This window comes from Pseudomonas sp. Root329, assembly GCF_001424925.1.
GTDB classification, from domain to species: domain Bacteria; phylum Pseudomonadota; class Gammaproteobacteria; order Pseudomonadales; family Pseudomonadaceae; genus Aquipseudomonas; species Aquipseudomonas arabinosi.
On sequence record NZ_LMCV01000009.1, the window covers coordinates 68,027 to 83,018 of the forward strand.

At 58.6% G+C, this 14,992-nt stretch carries 13 protein-coding genes and 1 tRNA gene; 6 read left to right on the forward strand and 8 right to left on the reverse strand.

Features of this window, described 5'->3' with window-relative positions:
• Positions 1 to 49: 49 nt before the first annotated feature.
• On the forward strand, positions 50 to 706 hold the full coding sequence (locus tag ASC74_RS10285) for a hypothetical protein (protein WP_056741334.1): 657 nt from the start codon (positions 50 to 52) through the stop codon (positions 704 to 706).
• A 54-nt stretch (positions 707 to 760) separates the two neighbouring features.
• Here the strand turns inward: ASC74_RS10285 and ASC74_RS10290 are convergent, their stop codons facing one another.
• Positions 761 to 1,069 carry a DUF3077 domain-containing protein gene (locus tag ASC74_RS10290; protein WP_056741294.1) on the reverse strand — a complete coding sequence of 103 codons (309 nt, stop codon included), beginning with the start codon at positions 1,067 to 1,069 and terminating at the stop codon, positions 761 to 763.
• Between the two features lie 492 nt (positions 1,070 to 1,561).
• On the opposite strand from ASC74_RS10290, the gene ASC74_RS10295 reads away from it, so the two are divergent.
• Both ASC74_RS10295 and ASC74_RS10300 read left to right on the forward strand, forming a co-directional pair.
• Positions 1,562 to 1,927: a type II toxin-antitoxin system RelE/ParE family toxin gene (locus ASC74_RS10295; protein WP_056741295.1), complete on the forward strand. Its 366-nt coding sequence runs from the start codon at positions 1,562 to 1,564 to the stop codon at positions 1,925 to 1,927.
• The gene (locus tag ASC74_RS10300) at positions 1,920 to 2,225 is read left to right on the forward strand and encodes a helix-turn-helix domain-containing protein (protein WP_056741296.1); all 306 of its coding nucleotides are present in this window, start codon (positions 1,920 to 1,922) and stop codon (positions 2,223 to 2,225) included. The genes ASC74_RS10295 and ASC74_RS10300 overlap by 8 nt, the downstream gene beginning before the upstream one ends.
• An 81-nt stretch (positions 2,226 to 2,306) precedes the next feature.
• On the opposite strand, the gene ASC74_RS10305 is transcribed toward ASC74_RS10300, so the two are convergent.
• The 5 genes from ASC74_RS10305 to rpsU form a co-directional block, all read right to left on the reverse strand.
• Positions 2,307 to 2,383: transfer RNA gene (locus tag ASC74_RS10305), tRNA-Ile, on the reverse strand.
• A gap of 15 nt (positions 2,384 to 2,398) precedes the next feature.
• A complete protein-coding gene (locus ASC74_RS10310) occupies positions 2,399 to 6,145 on the reverse strand; it encodes a bifunctional diguanylate cyclase/phosphodiesterase (RefSeq protein ID WP_056741297.1) in 3,747 nt (1,248 codons plus the stop codon).
• Between the two features lie 122 nt (positions 6,146 to 6,267).
• Positions 6,268 to 8,118, reverse strand: coding sequence for an RNA polymerase sigma factor RpoD (rpoD, locus tag ASC74_RS10315; protein WP_033056224.1), 1,851 nt, complete (start codon positions 8,116 to 8,118; stop codon positions 6,268 to 6,270).
• Positions 8,119 to 8,185: 67 nt separating this feature from the next.
• Positions 8,186 to 10,153 carry a DNA primase gene (dnaG, locus tag ASC74_RS10320; protein WP_056741298.1) on the reverse strand — a complete coding sequence of 656 codons (1,968 nt, stop codon included), beginning with the start codon at positions 10,151 to 10,153 and terminating at the stop codon, positions 8,186 to 8,188.
• Between the two features lie 482 nt (positions 10,154 to 10,635).
• Entirely contained in the window at positions 10,636 to 10,851 is a 216-nt protein-coding gene (rpsU, locus tag ASC74_RS30940) for a 30S ribosomal protein S21 (protein ID WP_002551877.1), read from the reverse strand.
• A 199-nt stretch (positions 10,852 to 11,050) separates the two neighbouring features.
• On the opposite strand from rpsU, the gene tsaD reads away from it, so the two are divergent.
• Positions 11,051 to 12,076 (forward strand): tRNA (adenosine(37)-N6)-threonylcarbamoyltransferase complex transferase subunit TsaD, encoded by a 1,026-nt coding sequence (gene tsaD / locus ASC74_RS10330; RefSeq protein WP_008147192.1) that lies wholly within the window; start codon positions 11,051 to 11,053, stop codon positions 12,074 to 12,076.
• A gap of 35 nt (positions 12,077 to 12,111) precedes the next feature.
• Here the strand turns inward: tsaD and plsY are convergent, their stop codons facing one another.
• Positions 12,112 to 12,681, reverse strand: a complete 570-nt coding sequence (gene plsY / locus ASC74_RS10335) for a glycerol-3-phosphate 1-O-acyltransferase PlsY (protein WP_056741300.1) — start codon at positions 12,679 to 12,681, stop codon at positions 12,112 to 12,114.
• A gap of 74 nt (positions 12,682 to 12,755) precedes the next feature.
• On the opposite strand from plsY, the gene folB reads away from it, so the two are divergent.
• The gene (gene folB / locus ASC74_RS10340) at positions 12,756 to 13,112 is read left to right on the forward strand and encodes a dihydroneopterin aldolase (RefSeq protein ID WP_008008297.1); all 357 of its coding nucleotides are present in this window, start codon (positions 12,756 to 12,758) and stop codon (positions 13,110 to 13,112) included.
• The gene (gene folK, locus ASC74_RS10345; protein ID WP_056741301.1) at positions 13,103 to 13,621 is read left to right on the forward strand and encodes a 2-amino-4-hydroxy-6-hydroxymethyldihydropteridine diphosphokinase; all 519 of its coding nucleotides are present in this window, start codon (positions 13,103 to 13,105) and stop codon (positions 13,619 to 13,621) included. The genes folB and folK overlap by 10 nt, the downstream gene beginning before the upstream one ends.
• A 93-nt stretch (positions 13,622 to 13,714) precedes the next feature.
• Here the strand turns inward: folK and ASC74_RS10350 are convergent, their stop codons facing one another.
• A complete protein-coding gene (locus ASC74_RS10350; RefSeq protein ID WP_056741302.1) occupies positions 13,715 to 14,944 on the reverse strand; it encodes a multifunctional CCA addition/repair protein in 1,230 nt (409 codons plus the stop codon).
• Between the last annotated feature and the right edge of the window lie 48 nt (positions 14,945 to 14,992).

The window sequence follows — 14,992 nt, forward strand, 5'->3', positions numbered from 1 at the left end:
AGCTCATAGTCGAATGAGCAATTGAGGGCAGTGACGCGAGGCGATGGAAATGACGAACAAGATGCCTCCCGTAATACGGGATCATGCATTGCAGATAGCGCATCACGAAATGGGGCACTACGTCGTGGCCCGCGCCTTGGGGTTCGCAACGGGCGGTGTGACCCTGACAGTCACCATGGACTTGAGGCATCAAGGAGGAGCTTCCATCACCTTGACGCGGCCAATTCCGTCGATAGAAGCCATGAAGGAGCATCTGGAAGCGCGGATGATGGTCCTCTTCGCTGGCGCCATGGGGCAGACATTATCTTCAAAACATTTGCCCAGGAGGCGTGTCGATAAGTCGGAAGCGGCCGCCATCCTCAAGGGCGGGCTGGGGGCGGAACAGGATTACGCAAAAGTAAGGGAGTTGCGGCATTTGCTGCGCAATATCGCCTACCCCGGTACGGATCCCGCGTCGTCCGACCGCGTAACGACTGAGCTTAAAGAAATTACCGATCGTGTTTGGCTGCGGACTGAGAAAATCGTCGAGGCGTTGGCTGATACGGTTAGTGGATTGGCGCGGGCGCTGGTGGACGGCATGGTCATCGTGGAGCAGTGGGGCAGGGCAGCGGATACGTATGAGGTTGTGATGACGAAGGAAATGCTGGAGCGGCTGGGGCCGGTGCAGGCTATTCCATCGATAGCGGTGGCTTCTACCGATACGTAAGTGAGCATTGAAAGCCCCGAAGACTCGGGGCTCATCTCGTAGAACTGTCGGGCGCTACGCTTTGGATTTCGTTGCTGTCGGAACTGGTTTTCGTGTCAGCACTTTCACCACATCATCGATCACCGCTTTACTCATCGCCGTCAGGTAGTGCGCGGCCCAGGCGTGGCGGTCGGTGTCTTTTGCGTAGGCGGCGTCAACGGCGAACGCCTTGGCGAGGAACAGCAGATCGGAAGCCTGAGCCAACGCATCGCTGATCGGGACGCCGGCGCGGACGTTGAACAGCGCTTGATTCGAGCAAAAAATCAACGGGGTGAAGCCGATGGTTTTCAGTTCTGAAGGTTCGGACGGGTTTGTTTTGCTCATGGTCTAGCTCCTAAGCTTGATGAGCTGCCACGTTCGTTTCCAAGCGAATGGGTGGCAGCTGTGCGCAGGTTGGAAACCGGGAGCTTAGGAAACCGGCACGTCCGAAGACGTCCCACGCACAGCCGCCATGACACAGGGTTGCAGCCGTAAAACGTCTGCGGTCATGTTGGGCGCGTTGTTGCGATTCGCTCGTCGGGTTTCCAAGCCCGATCGCTGAATGGTCAGCGACGTCCGGAGAGTATCCCGTCAAAGAAAAGCCCAACAAGGCGGCAAAGTGCCCCAAATGCAAGTTTCGGAGTTTGCCTACAAGGTCTGCGGGCGTCATCCGATATTTCGACACCTTAAGTAAACACAACTAAACGCCAGGCACCGAACACCCCGATCCAACCAGAAACCACTGTTAACAATTTCATCGGCAACCAAGGCGGCCGCACGGCCGTTAAAGCCTAGAGTTATTCCCTTGAGATCATATTCCTTGGGTGGCATATTGGTATGGGCTGGGAAATTGAATACACCGATGAATTTGAAGGTTGGTGGGAGGGGTTGGATGCAAAGGAGCAAGCCTCGGTTTCAGCCAGCGTCGATCTGCTGGGGTTTTTCGGGCCGGGTCTGCGTTACCCGCATAGCAGCGATATTAAAGGCTCACGACTGGGCAATCTCCGAGAGTTGCGGGTCCAGCATGCGGGTCGGCCTTATCGTGTGCTCTATGCGTTTGATCCACGCCGATGCGCGTTACTTTTAATCGGAGGGGACAAAACCGGTCGAAACCGTTGGTATGACGAGCATGTCCCGCAGGCGGAAACATTGTATGACGACCATTTGGAAACATTGCGTAAAGAGGGCCGCAACGATGGCTAAAAAATTTGCTGAACTTCAAGCTCGCATGACGCCGGAGTCTCGCGCTAACGCAGAGCGGTTGTTCCAGCAGCACCTGAAAGAAATGCCTCTGCACGAGCTGCGTAAGGCCCAGGAGCTGAGTCAGGAAACGCTGGCCAAGACGTTGCACGTCAACCAGGCAGCGATCTCCAGAATGGAGCGGCGAACAGACATGTACATCAGCACCTTGCGAAACTACATCCGCGCCATGGGCGGCGAACTGGAAATTATCGCGACCTTTCCTGAGGGCCAGGTCAGGATCGAGAATTTCGCCAACTGAGTGATGCTTCGGCAGGCGGTAGTGGCGATTGAGTTATTCCAACAGACACGAAAAAGCCGCGCATTGCGCGGCTTTCTTGTTTGGTGGGCCCACACGGACTTGAACCGTGGACCAAAGGATTATGAGTCCTCTGCTCTAACCAACTGAGCTATAGGCCCTCAGTAGGCCGCGGATTATAGCGACGGTTTCTCGGCTGTGCTATCCGAAAAGTCTGAAATGGCTATACGAAGAAACGTCGCGGCAAATTCTTCCGGTGGCAAGGGCAGGCTGACAATGTAGCCCTGGATCTGTTCACAGCCTTCGGCCGCGAGGAATTGCTGCTGCGCGAGGGTTTCGACGCCCTCGGCAATGATGGTGAATTGCATGCTGCGGCCCAAGGCGATGATGGCGCGAACGATGGCTGCGTCGTGGGGATCATCCGGCAGGCCGCGGACGAAAGACTGGTCGATCTTGAGAATGTCCAACGGCAGACGTTTGAGGTAACTCAATGAGGAGTAGCCGGTGCCGAAGTCGTCGATCGCCAGTTGCACGCCCAGGTGTTTGAGTTGATGCAGCACTGCCAGCGCCTCTTCTGCCTGGCTCATGATGAAGTTTTCAGTAATTTCCAGTTGCAGGAAACCGGGTTTGAGACGGTTGTCCTTGAGCAATTGTTCGATCCGACCGAGCAGGTTCGGCTGGCGCAATTGAGCGCCCGCGAGGTTGACCGACAGCGGGCCGACGGGTTCGTAAACCTGATTCCACTCGAACATCTGCCGGCAGGCGGTTTCGAGAACCCAATCGCCGATTTGCAGGATCATGCCGTTTTCTTCGGCCAGCGGAATGAAATGCTCCGGCGGCACATCGCCGAAGGTCGGGTGGCGCCAGCGAATGAGCGCTTCTGCACCGACCAGGCGATGGTCGACCAGGCTGATCTTCGGTTGATAATGGAGGTGCAGTTCGTTGCGCTCGATAGCGCGTCGCAGTTCATGTTCCAGTGCCACTCGCTCACTGGCTTGAGCGGTGAGGTCGCGGGTGTAGCTTTCGACCCGGTTGCGACCCTTGGCCTTGGAGCGGTACATCGCCGCATCGGCGTTCTTGACCAGCGTGGCGACGTCGCAGCCATCCTTGGGGTACAGGCTGGTGCCGATACTGGCGCTGATAAAAAACTCATGTTCGCCAGCCTGGAACGGTGCGCCGAAGCAATTGAGCAATTTGGTCGCGATGTTGTCGGCGTCACTGGATTGCTGCAGCCCGGGCAGCAGGATGATGAACTCGTCGCCACCCAGGCGCGCCACGGTGTCGATGTCGCGCAACTGCTCCTTGAGGCGCACGGCAATGCCCTTGAGCAGCAGGTCGCCGACCGGGTGACCCAGGCTGTCGTTGATGTGTTTGAAACGGTCCAGGTCCAGGAACAGCACCGCGCCCTGGCCGCCGTTTTCCTGTTGGTTATTGAGTGCAGTCAGCAATCGACTCTCGAACAACGTGCGATTTGGCAGCCCGGTCAGCGGGTCGTGGTGTGCCTGGTAATCGAGCTTGGCCTGGGCGTGTTTGAGGCTGGAAATGTCCGCGAACACCGCGACAAAGTGGGTGACGAATCTGTCCCGGTTGCGCACCGCACTGATGGTCAGCCAGCTCGGATAGAGCTCGCCATTCTTGCGCCGGTTGGAAATTTCGCCCTGCCAATGACCTTCGGCGGTCAGTTGATGCCACATGGCGGCATAAAACGCGCTGTCGTGCAGGCCCGAGGCGAGCAGGCGAGGGGTGTGGCCCAATGCTTCGCTCTCGCTGTAGCCGGTGATTTCGGTAAACGCACGGTTGACCGCGCTGATGTGCTGTTGGGTGTCGGTGATCAATACACCTTCGGCGGTGCTCTCGAATACCGTGGCGGCCTGTTGCAGTTTCTCCTGCATCAGGTGTCGCTCGGTGATGTCCCGGGCGATGGTCAGCATGCAATCTTCATCGCCGATCGGTAGCGGACGGCTGGACACCTCACAGAGGCGGATCTGTCCGTCGCTGCGGCGTATATGGCAACTGAAGTCGCGGACGAAACCGTCCCGGTGCAGCAGATCGAGCATCTGTTTGCGTTCGTTGAGATTGACCCAGATTCCCAGCTCGAGGGCGGAGCGATCCACGGACATCGCGCTGTTGAAACCGGTAATGCGACTGAAACCCTCGTTGACCTCAATCAGTAAACCGTCGCTCTGCCGTGACAATAGCAAGCCGTCGGGTGAGGCATGGAAGGCCTTGGCGAATTTCTCTTCGGAGGTTTGCAGCTGTTTCTGGGTTTCCTTGAGCTGGCTGATGTCCCGCACGACCACTACCAGCGCAGGGGTTGTATCGAGGTCGAACGGCTCAGCGGAGATCAGACCGGTAAACACTTGGTCATTGTTGCGGCGAAAGGGCATCTCCAGGTTACGGATGCTGCCGGCCTGCAACCGTTGCAACAAGCCCGGCCCGACGCCGGGTATGCCCCAGATGTTCAGGTCGGTGGCCGTCTGGCCGATGACGTCTTCGGCCTTGAGACCGATCTGTTCTTCGAACGCTTCGTTGACCTCCAGCAGGCAGCCGTCGGAGAGTCGCGCGATGACTAGTATGTCCGGGCATTGCTGGAACACCGAGGCGAACTTCTGTTCCGACAGGCGCAACGCCTCTTCGGTGCGCTTGGCTTCGCTGATGTCGATCATCAGCCCGCGCATCACCGGTTCATGGCCGTGCTCGATCAGGCTGACGATATCGCGCACCCAAATGCAGCGGCCATCGGCGGTGATGACCCGGTAATCGTGGCTGTGATCGCGCCCGGCCAGTACTTCGTGATCACAGAAGGTCTGGGCGCGAGTCAGGTCGGCCGGGTGGATAATGTTGCGCCAGAAACCCGGAATCAGCCAATGAGACAAGGGGTAGCCGAGCAGATCCTCGGCATGGGGGGACACATAGCTATAGGTGAAATCGCTGATCCGCGCTTCCCAGGCGATGGCCGAAAGGCTCTCCACCAGCCCGCGGTAATGGTATTCGCTGCTGCGCAGTTCTTGCTCCAGGTCGACTCGGCGGGCAATTTCTGAACTCAGCCGACGGTTGATCCGGATAACCATCGCCAGCACGATGATCAGCAGCAGCAATCCCGGCAGGCCGTAAACCAGCAGATCGTTCCAGAATGTCCGATGATCGAGGACGTTGCCGACCCAGTGCTCCTGAATCTCATTGATTTCGTTCGGGGTCATGTCCGCCAGGACTTTATCCAGTATGCCGACCAGTATCTTGTTGTCCCGGGGCACGCCCATTGCCAATTGATAACGATAGGGAGTTTCGCCGCTGACGTAGAGCCCGTCGAGCTTGAGTTGACGCAGGCTCCAGACGCTGGAGGCGAGATCGCCGACCACCGCATCCACTTCATCGGTAGCTAGCGCTTGCAGTGCTGAGCTGACGTTGGGCATCGCCACCAGATTGAGGTCGGGATTGTGGGTGCGCAAAAGCTCGTGGGGTGCGTAGTTTTCCACCACGGCGACTTTCAGACCGTACAAGTCTTTGAGGTTGCGTGGCTGGGGGCCTCCGATATGGGCAAGGATGACAATCGGAAAGTCCAGGTAGGGGCGGGTGAATGACAGGTAAGTCTGGCGCTCCGGGGTCGACATGATGCCGGGCAACAGGTCCAGCTTGGCTTGTTTGGCCTGCTCCAGGACGACGGTCCAGCTGACGGGCTCGATAGGCGTGAGCTTGATGGCCAGGCGTTGACGGATCCGGTCGATATAGTCTGCTGCAAGGCCCTGATAGCGGCCCTGATCGTCGCGAAACTCGAAGGGTGGCCAAGACGCATCGACACCCAGGCGCAAGTCCGGGTGAGCCGCCAGCCAGCTACGTTCTTCGTCGGTCAGAGTCAGCGCGCCAGCCGTTGCGGTCCAGGTCAATAGCGACAGCAAAAAAAGCACGGTCGGCAGTCTGGGCATAACGGTCTCGTTATGGCTCGGGGAATGTTTCGAGTGTAGACGGGCAATTCAGAGGGGGGGAGGTGCGGGGGATTTAATCTGTATAAAAGCAAAACCCCCGGCCTGGGCCGGGGGTTTTGTTGTTACTCGTCGAGGAAGGAGCGCAAATGCTCGCTTCTCGTCGGGTGGCGCAGCTTGCGCAGCGCCTTGGCTTCGATCTGACGAATCCGTTCACGGGTCACGTCGAACTGCTTACCAACCTCCTCGAGGGTGTGGTCGGTATTCATGTCGATACCGAAGCGCATGCGCAGAACCTTGGCTTCACGGGCAGTGAGGCCGGACAGAACTTCGCGAGTCGCTTCTTTAAGGCTCTCAACAGTGGCGACATCGATTGGCGACTGCATGGTCGAGTCTTCGATGAAGTCACCCAAATGGGAGTCTTCGTCATCACCGATCGGGGTTTCCATGGAGATCGGCTCTTTAGCGATCTTCAATACCTTGCGGATCTTGTCCTCAGGCATTTCCATGCGTTCGCCCAGCTCTTCCGGGGTCGGTTCGCGACCCATTTCCTGCAACATCTGGCGGGAAATGCGGTTGAGCTTGTTGATCGTCTCGATCATGTGCACCGGAATACGGATGGTGCGGGCCTGGTCGGCGATCGAGCGAGTGATCGCCTGACGGATCCACCAGGTGGCATAAGTCGAGAACTTGTAGCCGCGGCGGTATTCGAATTTGTCTACCGCTTTCATCAAACCGATGTTGCCTTCCTGGATCAGATCGAGGAATTGCAGACCACGGTTGGTGTACTTCTTGGCGATGGAGATCACCAGACGCAAGTTCGCCTCTACCATCTCTTTCTTCGCGCGGCGGGCCTTGGCCTCACCGATCGACATGCGACGGTTGATGTCCTTGATCTCGGCGATCGTCAAACCGGTTTCGGTTTGCAGCGCGGTCAGCTTCTGCTGGCAACGAATGATGTCCGGTTGCAGGCGACCAATGGCTTCAGCGTACTTGCTTTTGCCTTTGGCCAGTGCATCGCTCCAGCTTTCGTCGACTTCATTGCCCGGGAACTGGCGCAGGAAGTCAGCACGCGGCATACGAGCATCACGAACGCAAAGTTGCATGATCGCGCGCTCTTGCTGACGCAGACGATCCAGGGCACTGCGAACACGCTCGACCAGGCCTTCGAATTGCTTCGGAACCAGTTTGATCGGCATGAACAGCTCAGCCAGTAGCACCAGCTCGGCAATTGCCAGCTTGTTGCCACGACCGTGCTTTTTCAGCGCCTTGCGGGTGATTTCCATCTGATCGGAGACAGCGCCAAAGCGCTGAGCTGCGATAACCGGATCCGGACCGCTTTCGGCTTCTTCTTCGTCGTCGGTGCTGGCTTCGGCGTCATCGTCGTCGGTGTCGTCGTCCGCTTTCACGGCTTTCGGGTCGACAGGCGGCGGCACTTCTGCTGCAGGCGGCGCAATGCCGTCGTCCGGGTCGATATAACCGCTCAGGACGTCGGACAGGCGGCCACCTTCGGTGGTGACGCGAGTGTACTCGGAGAGAATATGGTCAACCGTGCCAGGGAAGTGCGCAATTGCGCCCATCACTTCACGGATGCCCTCTTCAATACGTTTGGCGATTTCGATTTCGCCTTCACGTGTGAGGAGCTCTACCGTACCCATTTCACGCATGTACATGCGCACTGGGTCGGTAGTGCGACCAATGTCGGTCTCGACCGCTGCCAACGCTGCTGCTGCCTCTTCGGCCGCGGCTTCGTCGGTATCGGCGTCGGCCAGCATAAGGGAATCCTTATCTGGCGCAACCTCGAATACGTTGATCCCCATGTCATTGATCATGCGGATGATGTCTTCCACCTGTTCCGGATCTGAAATATCCTCCGGCAGGTGGTCGTTGACCTCCGCGTAAGTCAGGTAACCCTGCTCACGACCAAGTGTGATCAACTCTTTGATACGAGACTGCTGTTGCGCTTTTCCGGACATAACACCCTATCCACTGAAGGTCTTGGCGGGCAAAAAACAAGCCGAGGATTATACCTGAGCTATGACCTCACGCGCCAGTTGAGGTCGGGCTTGTTGCGGAAACATTGCGACTTAATAGGTCGCGCAGTTGATTTTTCTCTTCGGCACTCAGTTCGCTTTGACGTGCTTTCCTGAGAAGTTGTTCCAGGTTTCGCTCGCGTTGGCGGGCTGACAAGCTAGTAATGGTGTCGAAAAACTGTTGTTCAAGGTTATCTCCGTCAATCAGCCATTCCTTTTCCGCCAGCGCCTTGAGCAAACGTCCTTGCTCCGTACCGTGCCAGCGCGCAATCAACTGAAATGAGTTTAGCTTGGGATTCTTCTGTACGGCTTCGAGTAGGGCCACCAGTAATTGCGTGTTGGTGTGATCCTCGGCAGCAAAGTGCCCGGCATCCTCGACTTTCTCGGCCAATTGCGGGTGATGCAATAGCGTACGCAAGGCGGCCAGGGTCGGCGGCTCTACAGCGGCCGGCACCCGTGGCGCGCGGGGTTGATCGTGATCACCACCGCGTTTGCCGTTTTTGTCCCACGGTTTTTTGTCCCATTTTTTGCCGCCGGCGCCGGGTTTCTTCGGCGTCCATTCCTGCTGCGGCACATACATCTCTTGTGCCTGCGGCTGATGGTAGTCGCTGTAATCCGGCATGGCGTCGTAATCGATGCCCGGGTCGTACGCCGGTGGCGCTTCCTGAGGTGCGCTTTGCACCAGTTGGCTCACGGCTTCACCGCTAAGCCCGGTAATTTCGGTCAGGCGCTGACGCATCAGGATGCGCAGGTTCGCCCCCGGAACTTTGTCGATCAGCGGCGCGGCGAGGGTGGCCATATGGGCCTTGCCTTCGAGCGAGCGTGGGTCCGATTCCTCGGTCAGCTGTTGAAAAAAATAATCCGCCAATGGTTGGGCGTGCTGGTTGATCCGCGCGCGGAAGGCATCAGTGCCTTCGGAGCGGACCAGCGTATCCGGGTCTTCGCCTTCTGGGAGGAACAGAAAACGTGCGCGCCGCCCGTCCTGCAGGCTCGGCAGCGCTGCCTCCAATGCTCGCCAGGCGGCATTTCGACCTGCCTGATCACCGTCGAAACAGAACAGCACGTTGGGCACGACGCGAAACAGGCGCTTCAAGTGCTCTTCGCTGGTGGCGGTGCCCAGGGTCGCGACAGCATTGCGCAGGCCTTGCTGGGCGAGGGCGATAACATCCATGTAGCCTTCGACGACGATGATTTCGTCGAGGTTGCGGTTGTTCTTGCGTGCTTCATAAAGGCCGTAGAGTTCCTGGCCCTTATGGAATACCGGGGTTTCCGGTGAGTTCAGGTATTTCGGCTTGTCGTCGCCCAATACCCGGCCACCGAAAGCAATGATTCGCCCGCGGCTGTCGCGGATCGGGAACATCACGCGATCGCGGAAGCGGTCATAGCGTTTGCCGGTTTCGGCGTTCTCGATCAGCAGGCCGGCATCGATCATGGCTTTCTGTTGCAGGGTGTCGCTGCTCAAGTGCTTGAACAGGTTGTCCCAGCCGGGCGGGGCAAAGCCGAGGCCGAAGTCTCGGGCGATTTCACCGGTCAGTCCGCGTCCTTTCAAGTAATCCACAGCTGCTTTTCGCGATGGATGGCTTTTCAGTGCCTGACGGTAAAAGTCGGCGGCGGCAGTGAGCAGCGGGTACAGCGGCGAATCGGTCGGCTGCCGCGGTTTGTGCGGCCGTCCGCTTTCTTCGCGGGGGATTTCCATGCCGGCGGCTTTGGCCAGTTCTTCGACAGCCTGGACGAAATCCAGATTGTCGTGGTCCATCATGAAGCCGAGGGCGTTGCCGCCAGCGCCGCAGCCAAAGCAATAATAGAACTGCTTGTCGGGGCTGACGCTGAAGGAGGGGGTTTTCTCTTTGTGAAACGGGCAGCAGGCGGTGTAATTCTTGCCGGCCTTTTTCATTTGCAGGCGCGAGCTGACCACATCGACGATGTCGGTGCGGTTCAGAAGGTCGTCAATGAAGCTCTGGGGAATTAGCCCGGCCATGGCGTTCTCGTCATCTGCGCTGCAATTGATCCGAAACGAAGAGCGGCTGAGCGCGGGTCGTTGTTTGAGGCGCGCAAAATGTGCGGCTCGACCAGTGTCGTCTGCGTAATCGCTGTCGGGAAGTGTATCTGCCGAAAATCCACTGACGTTAGTACCAATCAGTATTCGACTATTTGAAAGTGTTGCGCTGAAATCCGCTACGGCCTGTCGATGGCCTCGGATAGCTCATAAGCTGGCACGCAAGAAGGTGCCTTGGGCTGATCGTCGTGAGAGGAATCAGTGGGTGTGCTCGTCAGTAGCCTTGGAAGGCTCGTCAGAAAAGACGTGCACCGCTGGCAAAAGAGCCAGGTCTGACGCTGTGAAGCAGATTTGTCTCGGTCGCGTCTGCGGCTTTGACGATGAAGCATCAAGCGTATTCCGCAAATGCCATTAGCCCGGCTGAGGGCCGGGCTTGGCAGAAGCTTGCTACGAACGTCTGTGTATTAGTACAGACGAACGGCGCGGCGCTGTTCGCGCTGAACTTTCTTGGCGTGACGCTTAACAGCGGCTGCTGCTTTGCGCTTACGCTCAGAAGTAGGCTTCTCGTAGAATTCGCGGCTACGAACTTCAGCCAGTACACCGGCTTTTTCGCAGGAGCGCTTGAAACGACGCAGAGCTACGTCGAAGGGTTCGTTCTCTTTTACTTTGACGGCTGGCATCCAGAGCTACCTTCATTCATTACCGGGGTCAACATCCTCGTGGCAAAAGAGCACTTGAAGACGTCGGTTTTTAAGGGTTGCGGATGTTAACCCCTCATCGCTCGGAATGCAAAGCCTCTGATCGAAAACCGCTAGTCGGGGCATCCCATGGCGACTATTATGCGCGCCTTCGAATTTAGCCTAAACAAGGCGCAAACCCATGCTAGTACTGGGATTAGAAACCTCCTGCGACGAAACCGGTGTCGCATTATATGACAGTGAACGCGGCCTGCTGGCCGACGCGCTGTTCAGCCAGATCGACCTGCACCGCGCCTATGGCGGGGTGGTGCCGGAGCTGGCCTCGCGTGACCACGTCAAGCGCATGCTGCCCTTGATTCGTCAGGTGTTGGCCGAAGCTGACTGTGTGCCAACCGAAATCGACGCCATCGCCTACACCGCGGGTCCTGGCCTGGTTGGTGCCTTGCTGGTGGGCGCCTCCTGCGCTCAGGCGCTGGCCTTCGCCTGGGGTATTCCGGCGCTGGGTGTGCACCACATGGAAGGTCACTTGCTGGCGCCGATGCTGGAGTCGCAACCACCGGAATTCCCGTTCGTCGCTTTGTTGGTGTCTGGCGGTCATACGCAGCTGGTTCAGGTCGACGGGATCGGTCAATACACGCTCTTGGGCGAGACCCTCGACGATGCCGCCGGTGAAGCTTTTGACAAGACCGCGAAGATGATGGGCCTCAATTATCCGGGTGGCCCGGAAATCGCTCGGCTGGCGGAGCAGGGGGTTGCAGGACGTTTCACTTTCCCGCGTCCGATGTGCGACCGTCCAGGCCTGGCTTTCAGTTTCAGTGGCTTGAAAACCTTCGCCCTGAACACCTGGCAGCAGAGCGTCAGCGCCGGGGACGACAGCGAGCAAGCCCGTTGCGACATCTCGCTGGCGTTCCAGCAGGCCGTGGTGGAGACTTTGACCATCAAGTGCAAGCGCGCCCTGAAACAGGCCGGTATGAGGCGTCTGGTGATCGCTGGCGGCGTCAGCGCCAACAAGGCACTGCGTACCTCACTGGAGAAGATGCTCGGCGACATGAAGGGCGATGTTTTTTATGCCCGTCCGGAGTTCTGCACCGACAACGGCGCGATGATTGCCTTTGCCGGCTGCCAGCGCTTACAGGCCGGTCAGCACGAAAGCCTGGCGATCAGCGTGCAGGCGCGTTGGCCGATGGAGCAATTGTCGGCGCTGTGATGATGTGCGGGATGAGCCGCGTTCATGTCCGATATTTAAAAATGCCGTTCGCGCCCGGCAAACAGGTCGCGTAGATTGCCCCGATGGCGCCAGACGATCAGTCCCGTGAGTGCGCTCATGGGCAGCAATGCCGCCGGCTCCTGCCAAGCCAGCAACGGCAGGGTCAGCGGTGTGGCGATCAAGGCTGCCAGTGAGCTGGTGCGAGTCAGGTAGAACGTCAGCAGCCAGGCGCAGACCGCCAACAGTGCGGCGGGCGGGTAAAGCCCCAGCAGCATGCCGGCAGAGGTGGCGACACCCTTGCCGCCGCGGAAGCGAAAGTACAACGGGAACAGGTGACCGATGACGGCACAGACGCCGATCCAGGCCTGTTCTTGAGGCGAAAGGCCCGCAACGCCGGCAATAAGTACGGGCAGCAGGCCTTTGAAGAGGTCTCCGATCAAGGTCAGGGCGGCGAGTTTTTTGCCGGCCAGGCGCAACATGTTGGTGGCACCGGCATTGCCCGAACCACTCGTTCGCGGATCGGGTTTACCGGTCAGGCGGCTGAGCAAAATGGCGAAGGACAGAGAGCCGAGCAGGTAGGCGAGGGTCGCCAGTAACCAAAACATGCTAACTATTCCGGGCGAGGACGCCCTGATTCTAACGGCGCATTGCGCCCTTGTCGTGCAGCGGAGAAAAGTGCTTGGACAGAGTGTTTATCGAGGGCCTGGAAGTCGACACCGTGATTGGTGCCTACGACTGGGAGCGAGGCATCCGACAGTGCTTGCGTCTTGATCTGAGCTTCGCCTGGGATAATCGCCCGGCCGCCGCCGGTGATGACCTGACGCTGGCGCTCGATTACGCCAGTGTGTCGTCGCGAATCCAGGCCTTTGCCGAGCAGGCGCAGTTCCAGCTGGTCGAGACCTTCGCCGAGCGTCTGGCTGAAGTCCTGATGAGCGAATTCAACATCACCTGGATGCGCCTCAAGCTGACCAAGCCAGGCGCCATCCCGGCTGCCACGGGTGGTGTGGGTGTGGAGATCGAGCGCGGATGTCGCTGACTCAGGTGTTTCTCGGGCTCGGTAGCAATATCGAGCGCGAATCCCATTTGCAGGCTGGCCTGGAAGCCCTGGCAGGTTTTCTGGTGGATATACGCTGCTCGGCGGTGTTCGAAAGCCAGCCGGTGGGGATCAAGAGCGGGCCGTTCTTCAATTTTGTGGTGTCGGCTTTTACCGATTTGCCGCTGATGGAGCTGGATCGCCGGCTGAAATTCATCGAGGCGGACAACGGCCGTTATGCGCCGGACCGCAAGGGTTTGCCGCTGGATATCGACGTGCTGCTGTTCGGCGACCTGGTGGGCAACTTCGATGGCTTGATCCTGCCGCGGGCAGAAATTCTGAAAAATGCCTTCGTGCTGTGGCCGTTGTCGCTGATTGCGCCGGATCGCGTGCATCCGGGGGTAGGCAAGAACTTTGCGACGTTGTGGCGCGAAGCGCAGATTGATCAGATGTTGGCGCCGGTGGCGTTTGAGTGGCGCGGCGAGCCGCTGACCCCTTCGAACTTGCTGTGAGGCGGATAACGCCATTGCGAGCAAGCCCGCTCCCACATTGAATCTGCGTCGTACACAAATCAAATGTGGGAGCGGGCTTGCTCGCGAAGCTTTTCAGGCAGACGCCGCCTCTTTGTAAGCCTTCAGCGCCTTGAGCCGCTCTCGCTTGATCGCCTCACCCAGCTCCGGCCCTTTGAATCCCTTCTCCAGCAACGGCTGAACCGCTACGGTCCGAGCGGCATTCGCCGCCCCCCGCAAATAATCAGCCTGTGGATAACTTCGCTGCTCCAGCCCTTTGCGTCCGCGCGCGTCCATCTCGCACGCCGCGATAAATTCCTCGAACCGCTGCGGCCGACGGTAAACGTCAAAACTTTGCAGCAACTCCAGCAACGTCGACGGCTTCAGCTCCAGGGCGCGATGGCCGTGGGTGTGATATTTGCCCACCAGCAGTGCCAGTTCCTGACAGTCCTTCGGCGCCTTGAAGCGTTCGTTGACCGCTTTGATCAGCTTCAAGCCCTTGTGCTCATGAGCAATGTGTCGGGGCCACTCTTCCTCGGGCGTCAGTCCCTTGCCGAGGTCGTGCAGTAGGCAGGCCCAACGTACGGTGAGTGGTTGTTTATGCTTCGCCGCTTGCTCCAGCACGCTCAAAGTGTGCACGCCCGTGTCGATTTCCGGGTGGTGGGCTTCCGGTTGCGGTACGCCGAACAGGGCGTCGACTTCCGGCATCAATACCTTGAGAGCGCCACACTCTCGCAGCACCTCGATGAACACCTGTGGCTGGTCTTCCATCAGGGCGCGGGAAATTTCCTTCCAGCTGCGTTCGGCGGTCAAGGCTTCCAGTTCGCCTGATTCGCTGAGTTGGCGCATCAGGTCCATTGTCTCGGGTGCGACGGTGAACCCCAAACTTGAATAACGAGCAGCGAAGCGGGCAACACGCATAACCCGGAGCGGATCTTCGGCGAACGCGGGGGAAACGTGACGAAGCAAGCGCGCCTCGAGATCGCGCTGGCCGTGGTAAGGATCGGTCAGGTTCTGCTGATCGTCTTCGGCCATGGCATTGATGGTCAGGTCACGACGGATCAGGTCTTCTTCGAGGGTGACTTCGGGGCTGGCGTGAAAGGTAAAGCCGCCGTAACCGCGTCCGCTTTTGCGCTCGGTCCGGGCGAGGGCGAATTCCTCACCGCTTTTGGGGTGAAGAAATACCGGGAAATCCGCGCCCACCGGGCGAAAGCCTTTAGCGAGCATTTCTTCAGTGGTGGCGCCAACCACAACCCAGTCGATGTCGGTGACAGGCTTGCCCAGCAGGCGATCACGTACCGCGCCGCCGACTTTATAAATCTGCATAAAAAACCTCCGTTAGCCCGACAGAATAACCTTTGCGTCGAACTTCCG

Coding starts and splice junctions, on each gene's coding strand:
- folK (WP_056741301.1), top strand. CDS start 13,103: ATGTCGCTGACTCAGGTGTTTCTCGGGCTCGGTAGCAATATCGAGCGC.
- tsaD (WP_008147192.1), top strand. CDS start 11,051: ATGCTAGTACTGGGATTAGAAACCTCCTGCGACGAAACCGGTGTCGCA.
- plsY (WP_056741300.1), bottom strand. CDS start 12,681: ATGTTTTGGTTACTGGCGACCCTCGCCTACCTGCTCGGCTCTCTGTCC.
- ASC74_RS10300 (WP_056741296.1), top strand. CDS start 1,920: ATGGCTAAAAAATTTGCTGAACTTCAAGCTCGCATGACGCCGGAGTCT.
- ASC74_RS10285 (WP_056741334.1), top strand. CDS start 50: ATGACGAACAAGATGCCTCCCGTAATACGGGATCATGCATTGCAGATA.
- rpoD (WP_033056224.1), bottom strand. CDS start 8,118: ATGTCCGGAAAAGCGCAACAGCAGTCTCGTATCAAAGAGTTGATCACA.
- ASC74_RS10350 (WP_056741302.1), bottom strand. CDS start 14,944: ATGCAGATTTATAAAGTCGGCGGCGCGGTACGTGATCGCCTGCTGGGC.
- rpsU (WP_002551877.1), bottom strand. CDS start 10,851: ATGCCAGCCGTCAAAGTAAAAGAGAACGAACCCTTCGACGTAGCTCTG.
- ASC74_RS10295 (WP_056741295.1), top strand. CDS start 1,562: ATGGGCTGGGAAATTGAATACACCGATGAATTTGAAGGTTGGTGGGAG.
- dnaG (WP_056741298.1), bottom strand. CDS start 10,153: ATGGCCGGGCTAATTCCCCAGAGCTTCATTGACGACCTTCTGAACCGC.
- ASC74_RS10310 (WP_056741297.1), bottom strand. CDS start 6,145: ATGCCCAGACTGCCGACCGTGCTTTTTTTGCTGTCGCTATTGACCTGG.
- ASC74_RS10290 (WP_056741294.1), bottom strand. CDS start 1,069: ATGAGCAAAACAAACCCGTCCGAACCTTCAGAACTGAAAACCATCGGC.